Source organism: Nocardioides montaniterrae (genome assembly GCF_054782655.1).
In genome coordinates this window covers 52,617-78,018 of record NZ_BAAGSB010000006.1, presented here as the reverse complement: position 1 = coordinate 78,018, position 25,402 = coordinate 52,617, and the positions used below count along the sequence as shown (strand labels likewise).

Sequence of the window (25,402 nt, the reverse complement as noted above, 5' to 3'; positions counted from 1 at the left end):
TCGATGTCGCAGATCCTCTTCCCCCACACCCGCCTGTCGCCGCGCGCGCTGCGCCGTCGGCTGGCCGTCGCCGGTGCGGCCGGTGCGCTCGCCCTCGGTGCCCTGACCGCGAGCCTGGGCCTGCAGACCCTCGGCCTCGTCTCCAGCGACGTGCGGCTCACGGTCCACCTGCCCACGACCGGCGACACCCTCGGCATCAACTCCGACGTCAAGTACGCCGGCCTGCGGGTCGGACGGGTCGTGTCGGTCGATCCCGGGGCGACCAGCGGCGACCCGACCGCGGTCGTGCTCGTCGCACCGCGCGAGGCGGCGCAGATCCCGGCCGGCGTACGCGCCCGGGTGCTGCCGGGCACCCTCTTCGGCAACGAGTACGTCGACCTCGTCGCGGCCACCGCGACCACGGCGGTCGCGAGCCACCTGGAGAGCGGGGACGTCGTCCCCGCCGACCGCTCGGTGCGCACGGTGCGGTTGATGGCCACCTTCGACGCCACGCAGCGTCTCCTGGCGGCGATGGATCCGTCGCAGTGGGACGCGGCGCTCTCCCAGCTCTCGGCCGCGCTCGACGGGCGTGGGCACCGGATCGCGTCCTTCATGAGGGACGCCGACAGCATGCTCGGACGGTGGGGCCGGCTCCAGCCGCAGGTGCTGCGCGACCTGCGCCTGCTGACCGCCGATGCCGGCACGATGGCCGACGTCGAGCCCGAGCTGGTCTCGGCGCTGCGCGACTCCCGTCCGCTCGCCCGCACCCTCGTCGAGCACCGCGCGGGCGTCGACACGCTGCTGTCCGGCGTCGTCTCGATGCTCGACGGCCGCACCGGCGTGACTGCGTTCCTGGCCGAGCACGGCCCCGAGACCGCGCGGCTGCTCAACGCGGCCGCGGCGACGCTGCAGGTGTTCGCCGAGCGCCACCCGGCGTTCGCGACGCTGATCGGCAAGGTCCCGCAGCTGCTGCGCAACGGCGCCGCCGGCGTCGACGGCAGCTCGGTGCGGATGGAGGGCGTGATGTCCCAGATCCACCCGGATCCCTACACCTCCCGCGACTGCATCCACTACGGCAACCTGGCCGGACCCAACTGCGGGGGGCACTGATGGGGCGCCAGCTGAGCGAGCTGCGGAGGCAGAAGGGGCCCGTCATCGCGGTCGCCGTCTTCGCGGTCGTCGCCCTGACGATGACGCTGACCGTCGCCGGCACCCTGTCGCGCGCCTCCAGCGGCGACCACATCATCGTGACCGCGCTCTTCAGCGACGCCACCGGGCTGCGCAAGGGTGACGACGTCCGTGTCGCGGGCGTCCGGGTCGGCCGCGTCGAGGACTCCCGCCTCGGCCACGGCGACCAGGCCGGCCTCGCGGTCGTCACGCTCGCGGTGCAGTCCGACCAGCGACTCGCGGCCAACAGCGGCGCGGCGATCGACTACCTCAACCTGATGGGACAGCGGTACGTCGCCCTCGAGCGCCCGACCGGGACCGCGACCGGGCGCCTCGCCGACGGCGCCACGATCCCGCTGGCGCACACGAAGCCGGCGCTCGACCTCACCGCGCTGTTCAACGCGTTCAAGCCGATCTTCGACCTGCTGCAGCCGGCCGACATCAACCTGCTCGCCCAGAACCTCATCGGGGCGCTGCAGGGCGAGGGGCCCACCCTGCGCCACCTGCTCGAGCAGACCGGGCACCTCACCAACGGCCTGGCCGACCGCGACGCCGTGCTCAGCCGGGTGACGACCAACGTGACCGCCGTGCTCGACGCGACGTACGCCCACCGTCGCTCGTTCACCCGCCTGCTCGACGGGCTCGCGAAGCTCAGCACCGGCCTGGCGGGCGACCGGCGACAGATCGCCGCCGGCCTCACCTCGCTCGCCCGGCTGAGCCGGATCACCGCCGACGTCGTCGCCCAGGCCGGTCCGTCGGTCATCGACGACGCGCGCCTCAGCGCCCAGTGGCTGGCCTGGCTGCGGGCCCACGAGAGCGGCATCGTCGCGGCCGGCGCGTCGCTGCCCGTGCAGCTGCGCACCTACCTGCGCACCCTCGGCTACGGCAGCTACCTCAACACCTACGTCTGCAACCTGATGCTCCGCTACCAGGGCCAGCAGGCCGCGCTGTGGCCCGGTCACCACCACTCGGAGAGGTGCACGCCATGAACCTGCGCACCCTCGGCTGGCCGCTGCGCGTCGTCGCGGCCGTGATCGTCGTCGGGCTGGTCCTCCTCGCGGTGCACCTCATCAGCGGTCCGACCGAGTACCACGTGCGGCTGCACACCGCGAGCGGGCTCAAGCCCGGCGCCGACGTCCGCGTCTCGGGGATCAAGGTCGGGAAGGTGAGCGCCGTCGCCGCGGTGCGGGACCAGGTCGACGTCACCTTCACCCTCGACGACGTGCCGTCGGCGGACGGCATCACCAGCCAGAGCACCGCCGAGGTCAAGCTGCTCTCGCTGCTCGGCCAGCGCTACCTCGCCCTGACGCCCGCGACCGGGCCGGCGCTGGCGGCGGACGGCACGATCCCGATCAGCCGCGCGCTGGACACCTATCCCATCGAGCGGTTCTGGCTCGAGGCCGTGCCGCAGGTGGAGAAGCTCGACCTGCCTGTCATCGAGCGCTCGATCAAGACGATGACCAACGCCCTCGCCGTCGACCCGCAACAGCTACACAGCTCCCTGCAGGGCATCACCCGGGTCAGCCGGCTGGTCAGCACCCACAGCGCCGACATCGACGCGCTGCTCGGCGCGACCCACCAGGTCACCGCCCTGGTGCTCGGCCAGACGCGGCACCTCGACACCATCCTGACCAAGGGAGGCCAGGTCCTCGCCACGGTCTACCAACGCCGAGCGCTGCTCTCCGAGCTGTTGCGCGAGGCGCACCGCTTCGTGGCCGGGTTGACCACCGTCGTGCGCGCCAGCGCGCCCCAGCTCACGCCCGCGCTGGCCGACCTGCACTCGCTGGTCAAGGTGCTCGACCAGCACCGCCGCGACATCGACGCCACCTTGCGGATGGCCGGCCCGACGATGCGCGAGTTCACCAACTGGGGTGCCGACGGACCGTGGGTGGGCGTCAACGCGCCGTACGCGATCTTCCCCGACACCATGGTCTGCGACCTGCTTCCCGGGAGCTGCAAGTGAGGCGCCGGATCCTGGTCGCCGTGGTGGTCGCCCTGGTCGCCGCGCTCGCCGTGCAGGGCGCCCACGTGGCCGGCTGGCTGCGCGGCGACGACCCGAGCGCGCTCGTCGTTCGCGCGGACTTCATCGACACCACCGGCCTGTACGTCGGCAACGAGGTCACCTACCTGGGCGTCCACATCGGCCGCGTGGTCGAGGTCGAGCCGCACGGCGCATCGATGACCGTGGTGATGCACCTCGACCCCGGCACCCAGCTGCCCCGCGATGCCGGCGCCGAGATCCTGCAGTCGTCCCTGGTCACCGACCGGTACGTCGAGATCGGGCCGGCCTACACCGGCGGCCCCACCCTGGCCGACGGCGCACACATCGCCGCCTCCCACACCCGGTCACCGGCGGGTGTCGACGAGATCGCGTCGTCCATCGACCGGCTCGTCAAGGCGGTCGACGGCTCCTTGGGCGGAGGTCCGGGCGGTTCGGGCGTCGCCCGGATGCTGGCGGCGACGGCGCGCACGCTGCGCGGCAACGGCGGTGCCCTGCGCGACGCGCTCAGCGGCGGCCAGGGTGCCCTCGAGGTGCTGACCAGCAAGCGCGACGCCCTCAACCGGGTCTCCCACGACCTTCTCGCCCTCGTCAACGTGCTGGACCGCCGAGACGCGCGCATCCGCACCTTCACCCGCCAGAGCGACGCGACCCTCGGCGTGCTCTCCGCGCAGCGCGGCGAGATCGTCTCGACGATCAGGGCCCTGTCGCAGCTGACCCGGCTCGCGGGCGGGTTCCTGCGGCGCAACGGCGACGTGCTCGGCGCCGACCTCAAGGGGATCGACCAGCTCGTCAGCCTGGTCCACGCCAACCAGGCGTCACTCGGCGAGGCGTGGGACGTGATGCCGGCGGGCGCGCAGAACATGGTCCGCGCCTACGACTGGAAGCTCCAGCGCATGCGGGTCGCGTTGAGCTTCAACGCCGGCCCGTTCTCCGGGATCGTCCGGAGCCACGCCTGCCAGGTCCTGACCGACGCGCTCGCCATCGCCACCGGGACGTGCGACAGCCTGGTCCAGCCGAACGGCGGCGGCTCCCTCGACCCGCTGCTCGACAGCCTCTTGTTCGGCGCCCTGCCCGGAGCGGTCCCGTGAGGCGGCTGGTCGTGACGCTGGCCGTCACCGCGACCCTCGCCAGCGGCTGCGGGCTCCAGCTCGAGGACGTGCCCATGCCCAAGCTGGTCGGCGGTCCGACGTACCACCTCGACCTGAGGTTCGACGACGCGCTGAACCTCCCGACCGGAGCCCCGGTCAAGCTGTCCGGGGCGACCATCGGGCAGGTGTCGCGCGTCGACGTGCAGGACTACACCGCCGACGTGCAGGTCGAGATCGCCGACGACGTACGCCTGCACGCATCGAGCCGGGCCGAGATCCGGCTGACATCGCCGATGGGCACGTCGTTCGTCGAGCTCACCCCCGGCGGCACCGGTCCGCTGCTGGGCGAGGGCGACGACATCGGCACCGACAGCACCAGCGAGGCACCCGACGTGACCGACCTGATGAGCGCCTTGTCCACCGTGGTGAGCGGCGGCAGCTTCGGCGACATCTCGACGATCATCCGCGAGCTCAACGCCGCGCTGACCGGCAACGGGAGCACCGTCCACTCGCTGCTGACCCGGCTCGACACCTCCGTCACCTCGCTCGACCGCGAGCTGCCCACGCTGGACCGACTCACCTCCTCGCTCGATCGGTTGACCACCCGGCTCAAGGCCGACCTGCCCGGCATCACGGCCTCGATGTCCGACCTCTCCGCGCTCGTCACCTCCCTCGAGAGCCAGCGCACGAAGATGATGACGGCCCTGGCCAGCCTGCGCCGCTTCGAGCTGCAGGCCACGCCCTTCACCCAGGCGACGCGCGCCGACCTGCTCACCAACCTCGGCTCGATGCGCACCGTGCTCCGGACGCTGCTCGGCGTGCGCGGCGACATCGACGGCACCCTCAAGGGGCTGGTCGCGTTCGCCACCAAGGCCGACAAGGCCGCGCCCGGCGACTACGTCAACTTCGACCTGACCATCCTCGGAGACCTGAAGTCGTTCCTCAACGTCGAGCCCGGCAACGTGCCACCGCCCAGTCCGAGGAGCGCCCGATGACCGCGCCCCAGCTGTCGAAGCTGCCCAGCCCGGCCGAGCTCGCCAGCGCCGGCGCGCGCCGGTGGAAGCGGCGCGCCCACCTCGCGCAGGCGCTGATCCTGGCGGTGCTGATCATGGGTGTCGTCTACGTCGCCGACACCGTGGTCGGCGGGTCCCTCTTCCACCACCCGTACCACCTGACCGTCCAGCTCCCCCAGGCCGCCGGGTTGCACAAGGGCTCGGTGGTGACCTACCGCGGGCAGACGATCGGCGAGGTGACCGACGTACGCCTCACGGGCGACGCGCGCGGCGACGTCGTCGAGGCCGAGGTCGCGATCAACCACGGCGTCCGCGTGCCACGGGCGAGCACGATGTCGGTGCTCGACCTGTCCGCGGTCGGCGAGCAGTACCTCGACATCCGCCCCACCACCGACACCGGCGCGATGTACGCCGACGGCGACACCGTGCCGTTGACGCGGACCACGACGCCGATCAGCGTGCCGCAGGTGCTGGCCGACGCCCAGGGCCTCATGCGGCACCTCGACGTCAAGGACATCCGCACGATCTCCGACGAGACGGCCAAGATCTTCGGCGGCCCCGGCGACGTCGACCTGCGCGCCCTCGCGGTCGACCTCGAGTCGGCGTTCGCCATGCTGCGCCAGCTCGAGCCGACGCTGACCGAGCTGGTCCAGCACGCCCAGGTGCCGCTCACGACCGCGATGGAGATGAGCCCGGAGATCCGGCGGATCTCGCACAACCTCGCCCTCGTCACCAGCGCCCTGCGCGAGGCCTCCCCCAGCATCCGCCGGCTCGTCGTCGACGGCACCGACCTGCTGCCGCGGCTCGATCGGTGGTGGCGGGGGGCACGCCCCACCCTGGCCTCGTTGCTGGGACACGGCCTGCCCCTCTCGGTGCTCGCGGCCACCCACCTGCGCGGCCTCAACACCTGGCTCGACTGGGGTCCCCTGCAGATGGACGCGATGACCGGCATGACGCGCGGCGGCAGCGGCCGCGTCGTGCTGGTGCCGCGCGTGCTCAAGTTCTGCGTCTACTCCCCCGACCGCCGACGCGACATCTTCGACACCAGCCGCCGTCGGGCGTACCTCGACGAGCGGTGCACCAACCCGCCGCCGCAGACCCAGGCGCGCGGCTCCGCCAACGTCCCGCAGCAATGACCACCCCGCCCATCACCCCGACCCGCAGCACCGAGGAGCAGATCCCCATGCCCGAGACGACCCTGGAGACCCGAGCCCGCATCGAGGCCGCGATCGCCGGCGACACCCTGACGGCAGCGTTCGGCCGCACCCTCGCCGCGCGGGCCGACGAGACGGCGTACTCCGACAAGGTCGGCATCGACGTCTCCGGCGGCTATGCCCCCGGCTGGCGGTCGGTGACGTGGGGAGAGCTGGCGTCGCAGGCGTTCTCCCTCGCTGCTGCGCTCATCGCTGCCGGGGTCGAGGCCGGGGACCGGGTCGCGTTCATGTGCTCGAACCGGATCGAGCACGTCGTGGCCGACACCGGCGCCATGCACGCGGGCGCGATCACCATGTCGGTCTACAACACGCTGTCCGCCGACCAGGTGGCGTACGTCGCCGGGCACAGCGAGCCGACCGTGGTCATCCTGGAGACCGCCGACCACCTCGAGCGCTGGTCGCGCGCGATCGCCTCGTCCTCCTCGGTCAAGAAGGTCGTGCTGATCGACGCGCCCGTGCCGGACGGAGACCCCAGGTTCGTCTCGTGGGCCGACTTCCTGGCCTCCGGCGCATCGACGTACGCCGAATCGCCGACCCTGGTGTCGTCCCGCGCGGCCGCGGTGCGATCGGACGACCCCGTGACGATCCTCTACACCTCGGGCACCACCGGCGACCCGAAGGGCGTCGTGCTCACCCACCACGCGGTGCTCTACGAGTGCACGTGCTCGCTCGAGGTCAGCAGCCCGTCGCAGGACAACGTCTTCATCTCCTACCTGCCGTTCGCGCACATCGCCGAGCGCACGCTGGGCATCTACATCCCGCAGATCCAGGGTGGCTCGATCCATCTCATCGCCGACCCCTCGCTGCTGCTCGGCGCCCTCGGCGAGGTGCGCCCGACGCGCTTCTTCGGCGTCCCGCGGGTCTGGGAGAAGATCAAGACCGGCGTCTCGGCCAAGCTCGCGGCCGAGCCCGATGCGGCCAAGCGCGCGCAGGTCGAGGCCGCGCTCGCCGTCGGCCTGGAGTACGTCGAGGCGCTCCAGCTCGGCTCCACGCCGTCGGCCGAGCTGACCGCCCGCTACGAGGCGGTCGACGCTGCGCTGCTCGGCTTCCTGCGCGCGCTGCTCGGCCTGGACCGCTGCGAGTGGGCCGCCTCCGCGGCCGCGCCGATGCCGCTCGAGGTGGCGCGCTTCTTCGCCGGGCTCGGCATGCGGATCTACGACGTCTACGGCATGACCGAGACGTGTGCGGCGGTGACCGCCTGCGGTCCGTCGCAGTTCCGGCTCGGGACGGTCGGGCGGGCGCTCCCCGGCATCGAGATCGAGCTCGCCGACGACGGCGAGATCCTCGCCCGTGGCCCGGTCGCGTCGCGCGGCTACTACCGCCAGCCCGAGGCCACGGCCGAGCTGATCGACGCCGACGGCTGGGTGCACACCGGCGACATCGGCACGCTCGACGAGGACGGCTTCCTGCGGGTCGTCGACCGCAAGAAGGAGCTGATCATCACCTCCTCGGGCAAGAACATCGCCCCCTCCAACATCGAGAACCACCTCAAGGAGAGCCCGATCGTCGGTCACGCGCTGGTCTTCGGCGAGGCGAGGCCGTACGTCGTCGCGATGCTCACCCTCGACGCCGAGATCGCGCCGCTCGTGGGCGCGCAGGCCGGCGTACCTCCTGAGGTGTGTGGCGACCTCCCCGCGCTCGCCCAGCACCCCGTGATCCGCGCGATGGCCTCGGGCGCCGTGGACGCCGCCAACGCCAAGCTGTCCCGGCCGGAGCAGGTCAAGGCGTGGGAACTGCTGCCGGTCGAGTGGACGGCCGAGTCCGAGGAGCTGACGCCGACGCTGAAGCTCAAGCGCCGGGTCGTACACACCAAGTACGCCGACGTGCTCGATCGGCTCTACTCGTGAGCCTCCCCGCCGAGCCGCTCGGCCCCGGCGGGGTGATCTGGTACGCCGCCGGCGACCAGCGCGCGCTGGTGCTCGCGGTCCGGCTGCTGCTGCACCAGGTCGCGCACCCGATGGTCGGCGCGGCCGTCGAGCAGCAGTCGGTCTACAAGACCGATCCCTACGGGCGTCTCTGGCGGACCTCGCAGTCGGTCGTGCGCAGCGTGTACGGCGGCCGCGGGTCGGCGCTCGAGGGACAGCGGCTCCTGCGCATGCACGCCGGGATCCGCGGCGTCGACCGGGCCGGGCGCAGCTACCACGCGCTCGACCCGCAGGCGTATGCCTGGGTGCACTGGACGGCGTACGAGGGGACGCGGGTGTTCCTGCGCGACTTCGGGCCCGGCCTGACCGACGCCCAGGACCAGCAGCTGTTCGAGGAGTGGCGGCGGCTGGGTCTGCTCATCGGGGTCCGGCCCGACCAGCTGCCGGCGACCCGCTCGGAGTTCTGGGCCGGCTGGGCCGAGCAGCTGCCCAGGCTCGAGGACAACCCGGTCGTGCAGGACATCATGTTCAACGGCCCGCGCGCGCCCCGCTGGCTGCCGGGCTCGCCGGAGCGGGCCGACCGTGCGATGCAGCGCGTCGCGGACCCGTTGCTGCGGTTGCAGCGCGACGTGATCGCCGCGACCATCGACCCGTCGTTCCGGGAGCGGATCGGCCTGCCCGCGCCGACCGCGGCGTCGTTGCGGCGGGTGGAGCGCCTCCGTCGCGTCTCGCGACTGGGCAACCGGCTGCCGTCACCCGTGCGGCTGGTCCCGATGGCCACCGCCGGTGCCTGGCGGACCCGCCGGGCCGGGGACACCCAGCCCGAGGCCGTCCGCTATCCCTGAGCGGCGACCGCCGCCAGCGCCGGCGCCAGGTCGCCGTTGCCGTTGACGACGAGCTGCTCCAGCCCGAGCCAGCCGGCGAGCCGGCCCAGCTCGGCGTGCAGACGGTCGGCGGTGTCGGCCGGTGCGTGCGGCTCGGCGTACGCACCCTGGACCAGGAGCCGGCCCGTCGCGCGATCGGCCTTGAGGTCGACGCGTGCGACGACCCGGTCGTCGAGCAGGAACGGCAGCACGTAGTAGCCATGCACCCGCTTGTGGGCCGGTGTGTAGATCTCGATCCGGTAGTGGAAGTCGAAGAGCGCCTCGGCCCGCGCTCGCTCCCACACCACCGGGTCGAAGGGGCTGAGCAGCGCCGCCGCGGTGATCCGGCGCGGCAGCCGCGCCTCGCGGTGGAGGTACGCCGGCCTGCGCCAGCCCTCGACCTGCACCTGGGTGACCTCGCCGGCCTCCTCGAGGGTGGCGACAGCTCGCGCCGTGTCGGCGACGGACATGCGGTAGTAGTCGCGGAGGTCCTGGATCGTGGCCACCCCGTGGCTGCGCGCGGCTCGTCGGACGAGCTCGGTGTGGGCCTCGGCGGGCGTCGGAGTGGGTGCGTCGAGGACCCGCTGCGGCAGCACCCGCTCGGGCACATCGTAGCGGATCTCGAACTGGCTGTTGCGGCCCGCGATCGCAAGGTCACCGGTCGTGAAGAGCCAGTCGAGGACACGGCGTGCGTTGGACCAGTTCCAGCCCCAGTGGTTCTTGCTGCGCGGCAGGCCGGCGTCGAGCTCGCGCGCCGTCGATGCTCCTCGTTCGCGGATCTCCGCGATCAGGCTCTCGGCCAGCCCCGGCTCGGCCTCGACGATCGACCACTTGCCCTGGCGGTGGCGGTAGTGCTCCATCCGGTGCTGCATGTGCGGCCAGAGCTCGACCGGCATGTAGGCCTGCACGTGGGCCCAGTACTCCACCAGCCGCCTGTCCTTGCGTCCGCTGGAGGCTCGTCGCAGGAGGTCGACGTCGTACGGGCCCATCCGGGAGTAGAGCGGCATGAAGTGCGCCCGCTGCAGCACGTTGACGCTGTCCACCTGGAGCACGCCGGTCCGTTGGATCGTGCGGTCGAGCGTGCGCATCGTCGGCGTGCTGTGCGGCTTGTCGGCGAACCCCTGCGCGGCCAGCGCGATCCGCCGGGCCTGGCTCAGCGACAGCGACTCCATGGCGGCAACCTAGCCGCCGGCGCCGACGTACCTCCCTCACCGCCGGCGGAAGGTCCGTCCGTCGTCGGTCGACACGTAGCGCCCGCTGCTCGCCAGCGCGACCAGCGTCCGGCCGCGCACGACGAGGCCGTCGATCCGATCGGGCGCCACGAGGGCGGGCTGGAAAGTGGCGGCGTACGGCGCATAGCGCGCCCAGCTGCCGTCCTGGCTGATCCACAGCCCGTGGTGCTGCGGGCCGAGGTGGCGCCAGCCACGGTCGGAGCTCCACGAGTTGAGCAGCACCAGTAGCCGGCCGTCGGGGAGGACGGCGCTGCCCTCGGTGTAGCCCCGCGCGCCGTGGATCTTGGGCATCACGAACGTCTGCCAGTCCTTGCCCTTCACCGACACCGCGACGGTGTGGAACGGCAGCAGGGTCGCCCCGTCTCCCCCACCGATGAAGATGCGTACGTCGGGGTCGAGCGACGGGACCGCCATCGCCATCAGCCCCTTCATCGGGCCCGTCGTCGGCGTGGCCTCGACGCGCGTGGGCGTCGACTGCTGCGTGGTCGGGTGCTGCTGCGACGGCGCCGCGCCGCAGGCGGCGAGCGCGAGCAGGGCAACGGCGAGGACGACGAGGCGTGGGCTCATGCCTGGTCCGACGCTGGGATCACGCGTTCGGTTGCGATCAGACCGGCATCCGTCGCGACCACCTGCGGCCGACCCAGGGATGACGGGTCCCCGAACGGCAGTGATGGGCGGCGTACCCGCGCGCGTTGCGACGCGCCACCTCCTCGCAGTTGCCCTCGGAGGTCATCGACCATCCGCACGAGCACGACTCCGTGACAGTCCATCGCCCCGGCTGCAGCTCCTCGGCCGCGCCGGTCGACACGCAGTGAAGCGGGTCCCCCATGTGTACGACGGTAAACCGGTCTAGCGCGGCCGGCAGCCGAATCGCTGAGATCGCCGTGGGTCGCCGCCGAGATCGCCGTGGAGCGCCGCCGAGATCGCCGTGGAGCGCCGCCGAGATCGCCGTGGAGCGCCGCCGAGATCGCCGTGTGTTACGTGGCCGGTCCCTCCTGGCTGCCGTTCTGGGTCATCGACTGGCGGCCGCGCTTAGCCGACCGTCCCCCGCCGTCAAGGATCCTCGCTTCGCTCGGCCCGCTTCGCGGCGGCCTCCGGCCGTCCTTGACCGCGGGACCCGGACGGTCGGATTACGGCGCGGATGGGCGACGGCTCGCTTCGCTCGCGCCGCCGCCAAGCGGCCGCCTCCGGCGGATTCCGCTGACCGCGAAAAGTGGCTCTGACCTGCACGTTCGGTCGAATCTTGCATTGAGAAAACGTTCGAACACATGTATGATGAAGGTACGAATCAAGCCTCATCTCTCGGGAGTCACCATGACCGCAGCATCGGTGTCGGAGCACCCGATGCTGCGTGCCGTGAACACCTCCCGCCTCGCCTTCGCGGGTGTCGTGTCAGTCGAGCCGATCTACATGACGGCCGCCGACAAGGCCACGGCGTTGCGAGGGCTGGCAGCGTTGAAGACCCAAGTCGAAGAGGCCGAGATGCGGGTCCTTGCCGCCTCGGGCGACCTTGCTCAAGACACCGGCGCCCGCGACGCAGGCCAGTGGCTGGCCCACCAGACGCACCTCGACCCGCGCACCTGCCACGGCGAGCTCAAGCTCGCCGAAGCGATCGACGAACGGTGGCGCCAGGTCGGCGTCGGCATGCGAGCCGGCACGGTCAACCGCGCCCAGGCGCAGGTGATCGTCTCGGCGTTGGAGAAGCTCCCGCCCGAGATCGACCAGGTCACCCGCCGCCGCGCGGAGAAGCACCTCGTAGAGCTCGCCGGCCAGTTCGGACCCCGCGAGCTGCGGACCCTGGGCGACCGGATCCTCGCCGTCGTCGCACCCGAGATCGCCGATGAAGCAGACGCGAAGGCACTCGAACGCGAAGAACGCTCCGCGCGGGTCAAGACCTCCCTCCGCTTCAAGCGCCTCGGCGACGGCATCACCCGGATCATCGGCCAAGTTCCCGATGCGGTCGCCGCACGCCTCGAGACCTACCTCGACGCGTTCTCCTCGCCCAGGATCTCGACCGGCGAGCGCCTCCCACGGAGCAACCGACTCGGCCAGGCGTTCTGCGCGCTGCTCGAGCACCTCGACCCCACCAAGCTCTCCGCCCACGGCGGCGACACCACCACCGTCATGGTCACCGTGACGCTCGACGACCTGCGGCGCGACCTCGCCACCGCCGGCGTCATCGGCTCCCTCGACGGCGACCTCCGCATCACCGCCGACGAGGCCAGGCGGCTTGCGTGCACCGCGAAGATCATTCCCGTCGTCCTCGGCGGCAAGGGCGAGATCCTCAACCTCGGCCGAGCACGACGGCTCTACTCACCGGCCCAGCACAAGGCCCTCCGCCTGAGGGACAAGCAGTGCCGCGCCGAGGGCTGCTCGATCCCCGCCACCTGGTGCGAAGCACATCATTCGCATCCGTGGAGTCAGGGCGGGAAGACCGACCTCGCTGATGGCGTCCTGCTCTGCAGCCATCACCACCACGTCGCCCACGACGCCCGCATGACCCACGACCTCACGTCGACAGGTGCCTGGCGGTTCCACCGACGTCCCTAAGCCGGAAACCCACCGGCACCCCGTGCCAGCCACCATCCGGATAGAGGCCCATTGGCCACGACACCCTCGGCGCCCGACCGCGGTGCCGATGCGCCGCGCTGTCCCGCAAGACCGTGTGGATCTGGGGTCACTAGGTGGCCACGGATCCACACGATGTGGCCGCCGAAGGCGGCCGCATCGCGTCGGCGCGAGCGAAGCGAGCCGCCGACAACCGCGCCACCAGCGCGCCGCCAGGGACCCGCAGTCAAGGACGCCGAAGGCGCCGCGAAGCGGGCCGAGCGCAGCGAGGATCCTTGACAGCGGGGAGCGGCGCGCTACGCGCGGCCGCCCATGCCCACGAGACGGCGGCCCACTGTGAGACTGACGCCATGCCGATCCTGACCGCGACCGACCTCCTGCCGGAGCGTCCGCAGCGCGTCCTGGTCGCGGGCACGTCGGGATCGGGGAAGACGACGCTGGCGGCGCGGATCGGGGAAAGCCTCGGCATCGAGCACATCGAGATCGACGCGCTCTTCCATGGGCCGGGCTGGACGCCGCGACCGACGTTCGCACAGGACGTCGAGGCCTTCGCGGCACGTCCGACCTGGGTGACCGAGTGGCAGTACTCCGACGTACGGCCGCTCCTGGCGGAGCGAGCCGACCTCGTCGTCTGGCTCGACCTTCCGCGAGCGAGGGTGATGCGGCAGGTCATCAGGCGCACGATCCGCCGGCGACGGCACCGCGAGGTGCTCTGGAACGGCAACGTCGAGCCGGCGCTGGCCACGATCCTGACCGACCCGGAGCACATCGTCCGTTGGGCATGGAACACCCACCACCTGACGGCCGAGCGGATCACCCACCTCACCGCGAGCAGGCCCGAGCTGTCCATCGTCCGGCTCACGAGCCACAAAGAAGCAGACGCCTGGCTCCTGACGATCAAGCAGGCAGACGCCTACTCCAGCTCGACGATCTTCTCGCGGACCGCGAACATGACGGCCTCCATGCGGGAGTGGAGCTGGAGCTTCTCGAGCATGTTCCGGACGTGGTTCTTGACCGTGTTCTCGGAGATCTTGAGGTGGCCGGCCACGTCACGGTTGGACAGGCCCTTGGCGACGAGCCGGAGGACCTCGAGCTCGCGCTCGGTGAGCTTGATGGCCGGGCCGTTGCGAGCGGGCTTGGACATGGTCTTGAACTCGTCGATCAGCTTGGCGGCCATCGAGGGCGAGATCAGCGACTGACCGTCGGCGACGACGCGGATGCCCTGCGCGACCTCCTCGATCGAGGAGTCCTTGAGCAGGTAGCCCGACGCACCGGACTTGACCGCCTCGTAGAGGTCGGCCTCCTCGTCCGACATCGTCAGCATGATGATCTTGGTGGAGGGCAGCGCCTCCTTGATCTTCACGCAGGCCTCGATGCCCGACTCCTTCGGCATGCGCACGTCCAGCAGCACGACGTCAGGCACGGTGCTGATCGCCAGCGCGGCGCCGCGGACGCCGTCACCGGCCTCGCCCACGACCTCGATGCCGGGCTCGACGCCGAGCAGCATCGTCAGACCGCGGCGGAAGAGCTCCTGGTCGTCGACGACCAGGACCCGCACGGGTTCGACACTGTTCACACTTGGCATCATGGCACGACGGCCCGACGAAAGTCCGGTCTAGACACTCCCGTCGGACCGACGTACCAAGGACTCATTCGCCCCCGAGGTCCAGCGAGATCACGCCGTAGTCGTAGCCCTTGCGGCGGTAGACCACCGACGGCCGCTCGCTCTCCTTGTCGACGAACAGGTAGAAGTCGTGCCCGACGAGCTCCATCTCGTAGAGCGCCTGGTCGAGCGTCATCGCCGAGGCCGGGTGGGTCTTCTCGCGTACGACGAGCGGCCCGTCGCCCGTAACGGTGATCGGTCCGACCTGCCGCTCCTCGACCGACGGGGTCACGTCGTGCAGCTCGGTGGCGAGCGCGTTGGCCTGGGCGTCGGAGAGCGCCTGACCGACGGAGACCGGCGTACGACGGCCGCGGTGGACCCGGCGACGGTCGGCTGCGCGCCGCATCTGCGAGGCCATCTTGTCCAGGGCCATGTCGAGGGCGGCCATCTTGTCCTCGGCAGCGGCCTCGGCGCGGATCACCGGACCCTTGGAATATGCGGTGAGCTCTACGTGGACGGCGTGGTCGTGCTGACGCGGATTGGGTTCGGACTCGACTTCGACCTGGACCCGCATGATCCGGTGATCATGCTTCTCGAGCTTGCTCAGCTTCTCGGCAGCATGAGCCCGGAACCGCTCCGAGATCTCCAGGTGCCGACCAGTGACCACAACGTCCATCGTGAACCTCCAAGGTTGGGTTGATGGGACGGAGTCCCGCGCTCGGATCGCCCCTCGCCCACCTCGAGAAGGAGGTGACGAGTTAAAGGCATCCGGGTGGACTCCATGCAACGACGTTAGTGCGCGGGCGGCCAGCATGAAAGGGATTCGTCTACCCAATCTCGCGATCCGCACGCCCCGGCGCGACAGGGGTACGCCGACGCGTCGCCGCCACCGTCGCGACCGCCTCGACCCGCAGGCCGACGGCCTCTAGCGCGCGCTGCGCCTCCCTCGCGGTGGCGCCCGTGGTGAGCACGTCGTCGCAGACGACGACCCGCGCGCTGACCCCGGCCAGGGACGCGATCGCGCGGCTCGGGCACCACATCGACCCGGCCAGGTTGCGGGCCCGCTCCCCTGCCCCGAGGCCCGCCTGGTCGGCCACGCCCGGTCGCAGACGGAGCAACGACGCCACGCGGACCGACCGGCCCGAACGCCGCAGCTGCACCGCACACCGACGGACCAGCGCCCCGGTCGGGTCGTAGCCACGCTGGCGCAGCGCCGAGGCCCGCGACGGCACAGGCACCAGCAGCAGGTCGCCGGACGGCACGGCCGCCTCGACCGCCACGGCCAACAACCCACCCAACGGCCGCGCCAAGGACATCAGCCGCCGCTCCTTGTGCTGGACGACCAGGGCACGGAGCGCGTCGGCGTACTCACCGACGGCCCACGGCGGCGCGAGCGCGACCGGTGTCGGCGAGGGCCAGCGCATCGACGCCGAGCGCGGCAGCACCGCCTCGCAGCCGTGGCACAGCGGTCGTCCCGGGCGACCGCACGCCACGCACGCCGACCCGAGGACGAGGTCGGCGAAGGCGTCGTACAGCCCGGGCGGCACGCCGCCATGTCACCAGCGACCGCGCGCCGGGGCAACCACGCGCCGGCCCCCTGTGGAGGAGCCTCGGTCAGCCGGCGTAGCCGAGCGAGAGCGGCCGGTCGGCCAGCGGGACGCTCAACCGTGTGCGTACGTCGACGAGCGAGCCGCGCAGGACGGCGTACGTCGGCTGCCCGGGGTCGGGCGTCCCGGCGAGCCCGAGCACGTGCCCGCCGAGCACGGTCGAGAGCGTCACGGCACCCACCGTCGAGCCGTCCGCCGGCACGATGTCCACCTGGTAGAGGCTGCCGGGACGGGTCGGGGTCAGGATGGCGACCCGCGTGGGCGAGGCCCACGCGACGTCGTCGACGCGGCCGCGACCGGTCGGGATGACGAACGGGTGCGACGTACGCCGGACCCTGCCGTCGGGCCACGTGTTGACGCGTACGCCGACCACGGCGTCACGCGTCCGGTGGCGGACGACGGCGAGGAGCCGGGTGCCGTCGCGTGAGACGAGCAGGCGGCGTACGTCGTTGCCGGTGACCCCCGGCACCCGGACCGAGGTCGTGCGGCCTCGGTCGGCGCACCAGACGACCGCCCCGTGCCGCCGCCGGTCGACCAGCCAGACGCGACCGGAGCTGTCGATCGTGGGGCGGGCCAGGTCGGTCCCGCCGACCAGCGTGCGGACGACGGGGTCGGGCGCGGACGAGAGCGGTGCCTGGGTCGCAGCGGTCCCGTGCCCGGTGATGGCGACCGCGCTGGCCCCGTCGGGCGCGACGGCGACCTCGCCGAGGCCGTACTCGCCGGTCCCGAACGGACCGGGAGCCGCGAGCATCCCGCTGGCGTCTCCCCCCACCATCCGGGTGCCCTCGACGGCGTACAGCTGGTTGGGACCCGCCGCCGTCGGCGTGAAGCGGTCACCCAGGTCGACCGGGTAGGTGCGGTCGGCGCCCGGCCGGACCGGGCGACCGTTGAGGGTGATCCGGAAGCCGGTGACCTCGGGGTCCTGGTGGAGCGTCGCGGCGACCTGGGCGAGCAGCAGCCGCACCTCCTGGCCCGATGGCTGGGCCTGCTCGCCGACCAGCCCGATGTCGGCGACGCCGTCGGTCACGGGCACGGACAGGCCGACGCTCAGGCCGGCCGGCAGGAACGTGCGCACGACGCCGTCCAGACCCTGCGGGGGGCCGGTCAGCAGCGCGGTCATCAACGCCGACGGCAGCTGGTCGCCGAGCGGGACGAACACCGGCTCGGGGACGAGGTGATGTGCCTGCGGCTCGAAGTAGTAGAGGGCGACCTGCCCGAACCGCTGTTGGAACCAGGTGGTCGGCACGACCAGCGCGTCCGGCGGGTTGGCGATGCGGAAGTCGCCGTGCTGACGCACGACGTGGAACTCCAGCGTCTGCTGCGGAGCACGCACGGCCCCGCGCCACGCGCCGGAGGAGTCGAGCCGCGAGGCGCCGCTGAGCCGGACGGTGACGCCGTGCGGGCCGTCGGTCGGCGGCGCGAAGCTGGCGTACATCACCGTCGACGCCTCGGGGTTCCACGCGCGCGACGCGTCGTCGGTGAGGTACTCCTTGGCGACGGTCGTGCTGATCGGCCAGGCCGTCATCGCGTCGAGGAACCCGCTGACCACGTCGAGGCGAGAGGCCCCGGGCTGTGGGTGCTGCGGGTCGATGTCCGAGGGCAGCCGGGTGTCGGAGGCGACGTCGGAGTCGCCCCGCGAGACGGGGCCCGACTCGGGCAGCTGCACACAGGAGGCACACGCGAGCAGGCACACCAGGGCGAGCACGCCGCGAGCGCGGACGCGCAGGGTCCGGGTCATCGGTCCTCCTCCGGGCCGGTGTCGTCATGGTGCTCGGCGTGGTCCAGGGCGTGACCGACGTCGGCAGCGACGCTGAGCACGTCGTCGTCGGGCGCCAACGGCAGCGGGCTGCCGTTCAGCGCGAGGCCCGGCCGGATCGGGAGGGTCAGCCGGAACTGCGCGCCGCCACCGCGGCGGCCCCACGCCTGCAGCCATCCGCCGTGGAGGTTGGCGTCCTCGAGCGCGATCGCGAGCCCGAGTCCGGTGCCGCCGGTGGTCCGGGCGCGCGCGGGGTCCGAGCGCCAGAACCGGTTGAAGACCATCGCGGCCTCGCCGGCGCCCAGGCCGACGCCGTGGTCGCGGACGGTGATCGCCACGGCGGACTCGTCGCTCGCCAGCCGCACGACCACGGGTCGGTCGACCCGGGTCGGCTCGGCGTGGTCGATGGCGTTGTTCACCAGGTTGCGCAGGATCCGCTCGACGCGGCGTACGTCGACCTGGGCATGGACGCCTCCCGCCGGCGCCTCGACCTCGACGCGCACCCCCTGCCGCTCGGCGAGCGGGGCGCAGCCCTCGACCACCCGGCCGGCGAGGGCGACGAGGTCGGCGGTGTCGGGGTCGAGCACTGCGGCACCGGCGTCGAACCGGCTGATCTCGAGCAGGTCGATGAGCAGGTCCTCGAACCGGTCGAGCTGGGCCTGCAGCAGCTCGGCGGCGCGAGCGGTCACCGGGTCGAACTCCGTGCGCGCGTCATGGAGGTGGTCGCTGGCCATCCGGACCGTGGTGAGCGGCGTGCGCAGCTCGTGGGAGACGTCGGAGACGAAGCGGCGCTGGACCCAGCTCAGCTCCTCGAGCTGGCGGATCTGGCGCTGGAGGTTGGTGGCCATCTGGTTGAAGGACAGCGCCAGCCGGGCCAGGTCGTCCTCGCCGGAGACCCGCAGCCGCTCCTGCAGCCGGCCCGCGGCCAGGCGCTCGGCGACCCGACGGGCCTCCCGGATCGGGGTGACGACCTGGTGGATGACCAGGAAGGAGATGCCGGCGATCAGCACCAGCAGCAGGGCGGCGGCGGCCAGCATGCCGCGCGTGACCAGCCCGAGGGTGTCGCCCTCCTCGGTCAGCGGGAAGAGGAAGTACAACGGATAGGTCTTGCCGTCGGAGGGCAGCTGGACCTCGGCGCCGACGATCACGCCGGGCTCGGAGGACCGGGTGCCGTCGGACGCCTCCCGCCTGATCCGGGTGTAGGTCCAGGCCGTGCCGGTCGTGGTGGCGTTGAAGTGCTTCTCGAGGCGTGGCGGCACGCTGCTGAGGTCCAGCCCGGCGGTGTACTGACCGCCGCCGTCACGGACCGAGAGCCCGGTGCCGACCGGCGGCCCGAGCACGACGAGGTAGCCGCGGCTGGTCCCACGCTCGATGATCGGGTCGAGCAGGTCGCGCTGCTGGCGACCGACGTTGACCTCGGTGCCGGAGGCCGCCTCGAGCCGCGCGCTGGCCTCGGCGATCTCCCCGTTGACCTCGGCCACGGCGACGTCCACGCGGTGGCGCAGCAGGCCGTCGCGGGTGTGGGTCAGCAGCATCCAGCCGACCGCTGCGACGACCACCGCCGAGAGCAGCACGGTCGAGATGACGACCCGCGCCTGGATCGAGCGCCGCCAGAACGTCAGCGGCCTACCGACAGCCCTGGTCAGCGCACTGCTCACGTACCGGTGCCCGCCTTGTAGCCCACCCCGCGCACGGTCAGCACGATCTCGGGGTGCTCGGGGTCGTGCTCGACCTTGGCCCGCAGACGCTGCACGTGGACGTTGACCAGCCGGGTGTCGGCGGCGTGGTGGTAGCCCCAGACCTCCTCGAGCAGCACCTGCCGGGTGAAGACCTGCCACGGCTTGCGCGCCAGGCAGACGAGGAGGTCGAACTCGAGCGGGGTGAGCGCGAGCGGCGCTCCGCCGCGGGTCACCTGGTGGCCGGCGACGTCGATGACGACGTCGCGGATGGTCAGCGTCTCGCCGGCGACACCATCCGTACGGCGTACGCGGGCGCGGATGCGCGCGACCAGCTCCTTGGGCTTGAATGGCTTGACGACGTAGTCGTCCGCGCCGGACTCCAGGCCCACGACGACATCGACGGTGTCACCGCGCGCGGTGAGCATGACGATGGGTACGCCGGACTCCGCGCGGATCTCCTTGCAGACGTCGATGCCGTCCTTGCCGGGCAGCATCACGTCGAGCAGCACGACGTCGGGCCGGTAGTCGCGGAACGCGGCCAGCGCCTCGTCACCGCGCTCGACCGCGCGGGACTCGAAGCCCTCCTGGCGCAGCACGATGCCGAGCATCTCGGCCAGCGGTGCGTCGTCGTCGACGACGAGGACGCGGCCCTTCGTGGAGTAGCCCGGCTGGTTCACGCGCCCATGGTAGGACCGCACCCGGGTGTGACCTGCATCGCACTCCCGCGGGGCCGAAACACTTTTCCGCTACACGGTGTAGCGGTACCGTGGCTTTATGAGGGACAACCTGTCCCGACTGTTGGGTCCACCGGACATGGGAGCCAGACATGACCGCCGTCCTTCCTGAGCGCGCGACCACCACTGCGACGTACGAGCAGACGCTGCAGGCCTTCTCGGAGGCGTCGGTACGCCGACACTTCCAGGCGTTCGTCGACATCGACTGGGATGCCCCGGAGATGCAGTTCCCGCCCGGCGACGACCGTTGGGAGCTTCCTCTCAGCGACCCGATCGCGCGTCACCCCTGGTACACCTCGCTCCCCCGGGAGCGCCGCGTCGAGGTCGCGCGGCACCGCCTCGTGGCGATGACCAAGACCGGCTCCCAGTTCGAGCAGCTGCTGCTCCTGGGCGGCACCCAGTTCCTGATGGGGCTGAAGAACGACAACCCCGAGTTCCGCTACTTCATGCACGAGCTCACCGAGGAGTGCCACCACATCCAGATGTTCCAGGAGTTCACCAACCGGGCCTGCCCGGAGGTGAGCGGCGTGCCGCGCTGGCTGCTGAGGATCTTCCCGCTGGTCGGCCACCTCGGCGGCCTGACGCCGGCACTGTTCTTCGCCATCATCCTGGCCGGCGAGGAGCCGATCGACCACGCGCAGAAGAACCAGCTGCGCGGCGGCGGGGTGCACCCGCTGCTCGACCGGATCATGTCGATCCACATCGCCGAGGAGGCCCGGCACATCGGCTTCGCCCACGCCTGGCTCGACCACCACTCGCCGAAGCTCAACCGCTTCCAGAAGTGGGTGATCGGCGCGATCACCGGCATCTTCATGCGGATCGGCGCCGACGCGATCCTCAAGCCGTCGATCCGCGACCAGCGGATGATGGGCATGCCGCGCAAGGTCGTCCGCGAGGCGTTCGAGCGCGGTCCGGAGGCCGCCAAGATGCGCCGCGACCTCTTCGCCGACGTCCGCGCGTGCTTCGAGCGCAACGGGATGCTGACCCGCTCCAACCGCTGGGTGTGGCGGCTCGCCGGCACCGACGGCCGCCCGTCCCGCTACCGCGCGGAGCCCGCTGCCGCGTCGCACTGACCGCTCGGCGTACGCTCCCGTGCCATGGCGGACGGGCGTACGGCGCGCTGGGAGCGCCATCGTGAGGACCAGCGGCGGCGCATCGTCGACGCCGCGGTCGCCCTGATCGAGCGCGGCGACCCGTCCCCCAGCCTGATCGACGTCGGCCGTGAGGCCGGGCTGGCGCGGTCCGTCGTCTACCGCCACTTCACCGACAAGGCCGCGCTGGACGAGGCCGTGGCCGGCCGCATCGTGAGTGAGCTGCGCGAGAGGCTGTCGGCCGGGCTGCAGCTGCACGGGTCGCTGCGCGACACCATCCGCGACGCGTTCGTCGTGTACGTCGCCTGGGCGGTCGAGCACCCGGCGCTGCACGCGATGAGCGAGGACGCCGCCGCCACCGGCCTGGTGCGCAGCGCGCTCGACGGCCTGGCCGGCCAGGTCGCCGACCTGTACGTCGCCGCCTTCACCGCCGCCGGCGCCCACGTCAGCGAGGCCGACCGGCTGACCAGCGCTCACCTGGCCTTCGGCCTGGTGAGTGGCGTCTTCGCGATGGTGGGCAAGTGGGTCCAGCAGGGCGCCAGGGTCCCCTCGGCGAAGAACCTGGTCGCGGTCACGGTCGAGATGGTCGTCGCCATGACCACGACCCGCCTCGCGGCGTACGGCGTCACCCTGGACCCGGACGCCCCGCTCACCGACCTCCTCGCCCCCTGAGACGCCGAAGCCCCGCACCACCAAGGTGGTGCGGGGCTCCAAGGTCTGGCCGCCAGCGGTGCTGGCACCGAGCTGACCTCCACCGCGCGCGGCAGCGCGGCGCCGCCGGCGCCGGTTGCCGAGCGCGCTCCGGCCGCGAGCGCAGGGAGCGCCAGCGACCGGAGCGAACGGACGGGGCAAGTGAGGCGAGGCGCCGATCAGCGGCGACCCGCTCGCGCCAGTTCGATCAGTACCGGTAGTGGTCCGACTTGTACGGGCCCTCGACCGGGACGCCGAGGTAGTCGGCCTGGGCCTGGTTGAGCTCGGTGAGCTCCACGCCGATGGCGTCCAGGTGCAGGCGGGCGACCTCCTCGTCGAGGTGCTTGGGGAGCACGTAGACGCCGACCGGGTACTCGTCGGTCTTGGTGAAGATCTCGATCTGGGCGAGGACCTGGTTGGTGAACGAGTTCGACATGACGAACGACGGGTGGCCGGTCGCGTTGCCGAGGTTCAGCAGGCGGCCCTCGGACAGCACGATGACCTTCTTGCCGTCGGGGAAGATCCACTGGTGGACCTGCGGCTTGATCTCGTCCTTGACGATGCCCGGGATCTTGGCCAGGCCGGCCATGTCGATCTCGTTGTCGAAGTGACCGATGTTGCCGACGATCGCCTGGTGCTTCATCCGCTCGAAGTGCTCGACCCGGATGATGTCGAAGTTGCCGGTCGTGGTGATGAAGATGTCGGCGAAGTCGACGACCGACTCGAGGCGCTTGACCTCGTAGCCGTCCATCGCGGCCTGCAGCGCGCAGATCGGGTCGATCTCGGTGATGATGACGCGCGCACCCTGGCCGCGGAGGGACTCGGCCGAGCCCTTGCCGACGTCGCCGTAGCCGCAGACGACCGCGGTCTTGCCGGCGATCATCACGTCGGTGCCACGGTTGATGCCGTCGATCAGCGAGTGACGGCAGCCGTACTTGTTGTCGAACTTCGACTTGGTGACCGAGTCGTTGACGTTGATGGCGGGCCAGAGGAGCGTGCCCTCCTTGAACCGGTCGTACAGGCGCAGGACGCCGGTGGTGGTCTCCTCGGTGACGCCCTTGATGCCGGCGCCGACGTTGGTCCAGTACGTCGGGTCGTTGTCGAGGGAGCGCGCGAGGACCCGGAGGACCTCCTTGAACTCCTCGTTGTCGGTGGAGTCCTGCGACGGGACGGCACCGGCCTTCTCGTACTCGGTGCCCAGGTGCACGAGCATCGTGATGTCGCCACCGTCGTCGAGGATCATGTTCGGGCCGATCGGGGCGCCCTCGGCGTCCTTGAACTGGAAGACCTTCTCGGCCTCGTCCCAGTACTCCGCCAGGGTCTCGCCCTTCCAGGCGAAGACCGGGGTGCCCTTGGGCTCCTCCGGCGTGCCGTCGACGCCGACGACGACCGCGGCAGCGGCGTGGTCCTGCGTCGAGAAGATGTTGCAGGTGGCCCAGCGGACGTCGGCACCGAGCGCGGTCAGCGTCTCGATGAGGACACCGGTCTGGATCGTCATGTGCAGCGAGCCGGCGATGCGCGCGCCCTTGAGCGGCTGCGAGTCGGCGTAGCGACGCCGCATCTCCATCAGGCCGGGCATCTCGTGCTCGGCGAGCTCGAGCTCCTTGCGGCCGTAAGCGGCCAGGGAAAGGTCAGCAACCTTGTAGTCCACGTGAGGTTCCTTCGTGGTCGTAAGCGGTGTCAGTACGGCGCATCTGCGCTTCTCCGGGATCTCCCGCGCATGACCTTCCCCACCCTAAAGGGTGCACGCGCGGCTGACACGATCCGGACCGCCCTGCACCCGGGACCGAGCAGCGGTCGGCTCAGCTGAGCTCTCGGTAGTGGTCCAGCAGGGCGGTCAGCGTCGACACGGCCCGCGCCAGCTCGTCGAGGTGGCCCGCGTCGAGCCCGCCCAGCATCTGCTTGATCTCGGTGCTGGAGATGCCCTTGGTGCGGGGCAGGTAGACGACCTCGCAGTGCTCCTTGAGCTCGTCGAACTTGCCGGCCCAGTCGTCGCCCATCACGAACACGTCGACGCCGTGCTCCTTGATGTCGCGCACCTTCTGGTCCCAGGAGTTCTCCGGGATGACGAGGTCGACGCCCTTGATCGAGGACACGATGTCGGCGCGGTCCTGGTAGGACACGACCGAGCGCTTGCCCTTGCCGGCGTTGAACTCATCGGTCGAGACGCCGATGATCAGTCGGTCACCCAGCGCGGCCAGTCGCTCGATCAGCCGCAGGTGGCCGACGTGGAACAGGTCGAAGGTGCCGTAGGACAGGACGGTGCGCATTCCGCAGAGCCTAGTGGGCGGGCGCAGCCGACTCGTGGCGGTCGATCGGCAGCACGTGCACGACCAGGACGACGACCGCGCCGATGAGCAGCCCCACGACCGCCGAGACGGCCGTGTTGGCGAGCCAGCCGAGCGCCGCGTCGAGGCCCGGGACGTGGATCGCGTGGCGCACGGAGTGCTCGAGGTGGTGCAGGGCGTCGTACGGCGGGTGCCAGCCGAGCTCGCTCGCCTGGGAGATCAGGATGTGGCCGCCGACCCACAGCATGGCCGCCGTGCCGACGACCGCGATCGCGCCGAGGACCTTGGGCATCGCGTTGACCAGGCCCACGCCGAACCGTGCGACCAGACCGTTGCGCCGCTCGGCCAGCGCGAGACCCATGTCGTCCATCTTCACGAGCACCCCGACCACGCCGTACACACCGATGGTGATGACGAACGCGACCAGGACCAGGATCGCCAGCCGCGTCAGGAAGCTCTCGTCGGCGACGGAGTCGAGCGCGATCACCATGATCTCCGAGGACAGGATCAGGTCGGTGCGGACCGCCTCGCGGATCACCGACCTCTCGTCGGGGGCGCTGCTCGCCGGGTCGGGCGTGTGCAGGTCGCCGACGTGGTCGTCGCGGTGGTGGAGCCGCTCCCAGATCTTCTCGGCGCCCTCGAACGCGAGGTAGGTGCCGCCCAGCATCAGGATCGGCGGGAGCAGGCCGGGCAGGAACTCGCTGAGCAGCAGCGCCACCGGGAGGATGATCAACAGCTTGTTGCGCAGCGAGCCGATGGCGATCTTCTTGATGATCGGCAGCTCGCGGTGGGCGGCGATGCCGTGGACGTACTGCGGCGTCACCGCTGTGTCGTCGATGACCACGCCCGCGGCCTTGGCGGTGGCCTTGCCCGCTGCGGCACCGAGGTCGTCCAACGAGGCGGCGGCCAGCTTGGCCAAGGTCGCGACGTCGTCGAGAAGGGCGAACAGACCGGCGCTCATGG

General features: G+C 71.4%; 22 protein-coding genes. 11 read left to right on the top strand and 11 right to left on the bottom strand.

Going from position 1 to position 25,402, the window contains the following annotated elements:
* The first annotated feature begins 3 nt into the window (after positions 1–3).
* The 8 genes from ACYVJ3_RS11060 to ACYVJ3_RS11025 are packed head-to-tail and all read left to right on the top strand — an operon-like array spanning position 4 to position 9,173.
* Entirely contained in the window at positions 4–1,089 is a 1,086-nt protein-coding gene (locus ACYVJ3_RS11060) for an MCE family protein (protein WP_460853036.1), read from the top strand.
* Positions 1,089–2,135, top strand: a complete 1,047-nt coding sequence (locus tag ACYVJ3_RS11055) for an MCE family protein (RefSeq protein ID WP_460853035.1) — start codon at positions 1,089–1,091, stop codon at positions 2,133–2,135. Before ACYVJ3_RS11060 ends, ACYVJ3_RS11055 begins: the two co-directional genes overlap by 1 nt.
* The gene (locus ACYVJ3_RS11050) at positions 2,132–3,109 is read left to right on the top strand and encodes an MlaD family protein (RefSeq protein ID WP_460853034.1); all 978 of its coding nucleotides are present in this window, start codon (positions 2,132–2,134) and stop codon (positions 3,107–3,109) included. Before ACYVJ3_RS11055 ends, ACYVJ3_RS11050 begins: the two co-directional genes overlap by 4 nt.
* Complete coding sequence (locus ACYVJ3_RS11045; RefSeq protein ID WP_460853033.1) at positions 3,106–4,236, top strand: MCE family protein; 1,131 nt, start codon at positions 3,106–3,108, stop codon at positions 4,234–4,236. Before ACYVJ3_RS11050 ends, ACYVJ3_RS11045 begins: the two co-directional genes overlap by 4 nt.
* Positions 4,233–5,231, top strand: coding sequence for an MCE family protein (locus tag ACYVJ3_RS11040; protein ID WP_460853032.1), 999 nt, complete (start codon positions 4,233–4,235; stop codon positions 5,229–5,231). Before ACYVJ3_RS11045 ends, ACYVJ3_RS11040 begins: the two co-directional genes overlap by 4 nt.
* Positions 5,228–6,385, top strand: a complete 1,158-nt coding sequence (locus tag ACYVJ3_RS11035; RefSeq protein ID WP_460853031.1) for an MlaD family protein — start codon at positions 5,228–5,230, stop codon at positions 6,383–6,385. Before ACYVJ3_RS11040 ends, ACYVJ3_RS11035 begins: the two co-directional genes overlap by 4 nt.
* Positions 6,382–8,310 (top strand): AMP-dependent synthetase/ligase, encoded by a 1,929-nt coding sequence (locus tag ACYVJ3_RS11030; RefSeq protein ID WP_460853030.1) that lies wholly within the window; start codon positions 6,382–6,384, stop codon positions 8,308–8,310. Before ACYVJ3_RS11035 ends, ACYVJ3_RS11030 begins: the two co-directional genes overlap by 4 nt.
* On the top strand, positions 8,307–9,173 hold the full coding sequence (locus ACYVJ3_RS11025) for an oxygenase MpaB family protein (protein WP_460853029.1): 867 nt from the start codon (positions 8,307–8,309) through the stop codon (positions 9,171–9,173). The genes ACYVJ3_RS11030 and ACYVJ3_RS11025 overlap by 4 nt, the downstream gene beginning before the upstream one ends.
* Here the strand turns inward: ACYVJ3_RS11025 and ACYVJ3_RS11020 are convergent.
* Both ACYVJ3_RS11020 and ACYVJ3_RS11015 read right to left on the bottom strand, forming a co-directional pair.
* Complete coding sequence (locus ACYVJ3_RS11020) at positions 9,164–10,363, bottom strand: winged helix-turn-helix domain-containing protein (protein WP_460853028.1); 1,200 nt, start codon at positions 10,361–10,363, stop codon at positions 9,164–9,166. The two genes, ACYVJ3_RS11025 and ACYVJ3_RS11020, sit on opposite strands and share 10 nt — an antisense overlap.
* A 36-nt stretch (positions 10,364–10,399) precedes the next feature.
* Positions 10,400–10,990, bottom strand: a complete 591-nt coding sequence (locus tag ACYVJ3_RS11015; protein ID WP_460853027.1) for a hypothetical protein — start codon at positions 10,988–10,990, stop codon at positions 10,400–10,402.
* Between the two features lie 747 nt (positions 10,991–11,737).
* On the opposite strand from ACYVJ3_RS11015, the gene ACYVJ3_RS11010 reads away from it, so the two are divergent.
* The gene (locus ACYVJ3_RS11010) at positions 11,738–12,973 is read left to right on the top strand and encodes an HNH endonuclease signature motif containing protein (protein WP_460853026.1); all 1,236 of its coding nucleotides are present in this window, start codon (positions 11,738–11,740) and stop codon (positions 12,971–12,973) included.
* Positions 12,974–13,904: 931 nt separating this feature from the next.
* Here ACYVJ3_RS11010 and ACYVJ3_RS11005 read toward each other — a convergent pair.
* From ACYVJ3_RS11005 to mtrA, 6 genes are all read right to left on the bottom strand, one after another.
* Positions 13,905–14,567: a response regulator gene (locus ACYVJ3_RS11005; RefSeq protein ID WP_460853025.1), complete on the bottom strand. Its 663-nt coding sequence runs from the start codon at positions 14,565–14,567 to the stop codon at positions 13,905–13,907.
* Between the two features lie 73 nt (positions 14,568–14,640).
* Entirely contained in the window at positions 14,641–15,270 is a 630-nt protein-coding gene (gene hpf / locus ACYVJ3_RS11000) for a ribosome hibernation-promoting factor, HPF/YfiA family (protein WP_460853024.1), read from the bottom strand.
* A 151-nt stretch (positions 15,271–15,421) separates the two neighbouring features.
* Complete coding sequence (locus tag ACYVJ3_RS10995) at positions 15,422–16,141, bottom strand: ComF family protein (protein ID WP_460853022.1); 720 nt, start codon at positions 16,139–16,141, stop codon at positions 15,422–15,424.
* A gap of 67 nt (positions 16,142–16,208) precedes the next feature.
* Positions 16,209–17,939, bottom strand: a complete 1,731-nt coding sequence (locus ACYVJ3_RS10990) for an LpqB family beta-propeller domain-containing protein (protein ID WP_460853021.1) — start codon at positions 17,937–17,939, stop codon at positions 16,209–16,211.
* Positions 17,936–19,615: an MtrAB system histidine kinase MtrB gene (gene mtrB / locus ACYVJ3_RS10985; RefSeq protein ID WP_460853019.1), complete on the bottom strand. Its 1,680-nt coding sequence runs from the start codon at positions 19,613–19,615 to the stop codon at positions 17,936–17,938. Before mtrB ends, ACYVJ3_RS10990 begins: the two co-directional genes overlap by 4 nt.
* Positions 19,612–20,313, bottom strand: coding sequence for an MtrAB system response regulator MtrA (gene mtrA / locus ACYVJ3_RS10980; protein WP_460853018.1), 702 nt, complete (start codon positions 20,311–20,313; stop codon positions 19,612–19,614). Before mtrA ends, mtrB begins: the two co-directional genes overlap by 4 nt.
* Before the next feature lie 149 nt (positions 20,314–20,462).
* On the opposite strand from mtrA, the gene ACYVJ3_RS10975 reads away from it, so the two are divergent.
* Together ACYVJ3_RS10975 and ACYVJ3_RS10970 are read left to right on the top strand one after the other, a co-directional pair.
* Positions 20,463–21,443, top strand: coding sequence for an AurF N-oxygenase family protein (locus ACYVJ3_RS10975; protein WP_460853017.1), 981 nt, complete (start codon positions 20,463–20,465; stop codon positions 21,441–21,443).
* 24 nt (positions 21,444–21,467) lie between these two features.
* The gene (locus ACYVJ3_RS10970) at positions 21,468–22,133 is read left to right on the top strand and encodes a TetR/AcrR family transcriptional regulator (RefSeq protein ID WP_460853016.1); all 666 of its coding nucleotides are present in this window, start codon (positions 21,468–21,470) and stop codon (positions 22,131–22,133) included.
* Between the two features lie 226 nt (positions 22,134–22,359).
* Here the strand turns inward: ACYVJ3_RS10970 and ahcY are convergent, their stop codons facing one another.
* From ahcY to ACYVJ3_RS10955, 3 genes are all read right to left on the bottom strand, one after another.
* Positions 22,360–23,802, bottom strand: coding sequence for an adenosylhomocysteinase (gene ahcY / locus ACYVJ3_RS10965; protein WP_460853015.1), 1,443 nt, complete (start codon positions 23,800–23,802; stop codon positions 22,360–22,362).
* A gap of 151 nt (positions 23,803–23,953) precedes the next feature.
* Positions 23,954–24,421: a glycerol-3-phosphate cytidylyltransferase gene (tagD, locus tag ACYVJ3_RS10960; protein WP_460853014.1), complete on the bottom strand. Its 468-nt coding sequence runs from the start codon at positions 24,419–24,421 to the stop codon at positions 23,954–23,956.
* A gap of 10 nt (positions 24,422–24,431) precedes the next feature.
* A complete protein-coding gene (locus ACYVJ3_RS10955; RefSeq protein ID WP_460853013.1) occupies positions 24,432–25,400 on the bottom strand; it encodes a DUF808 domain-containing protein in 969 nt (322 codons plus the stop codon).
* Between the last annotated feature and the right edge of the window lie 2 nt (positions 25,401–25,402).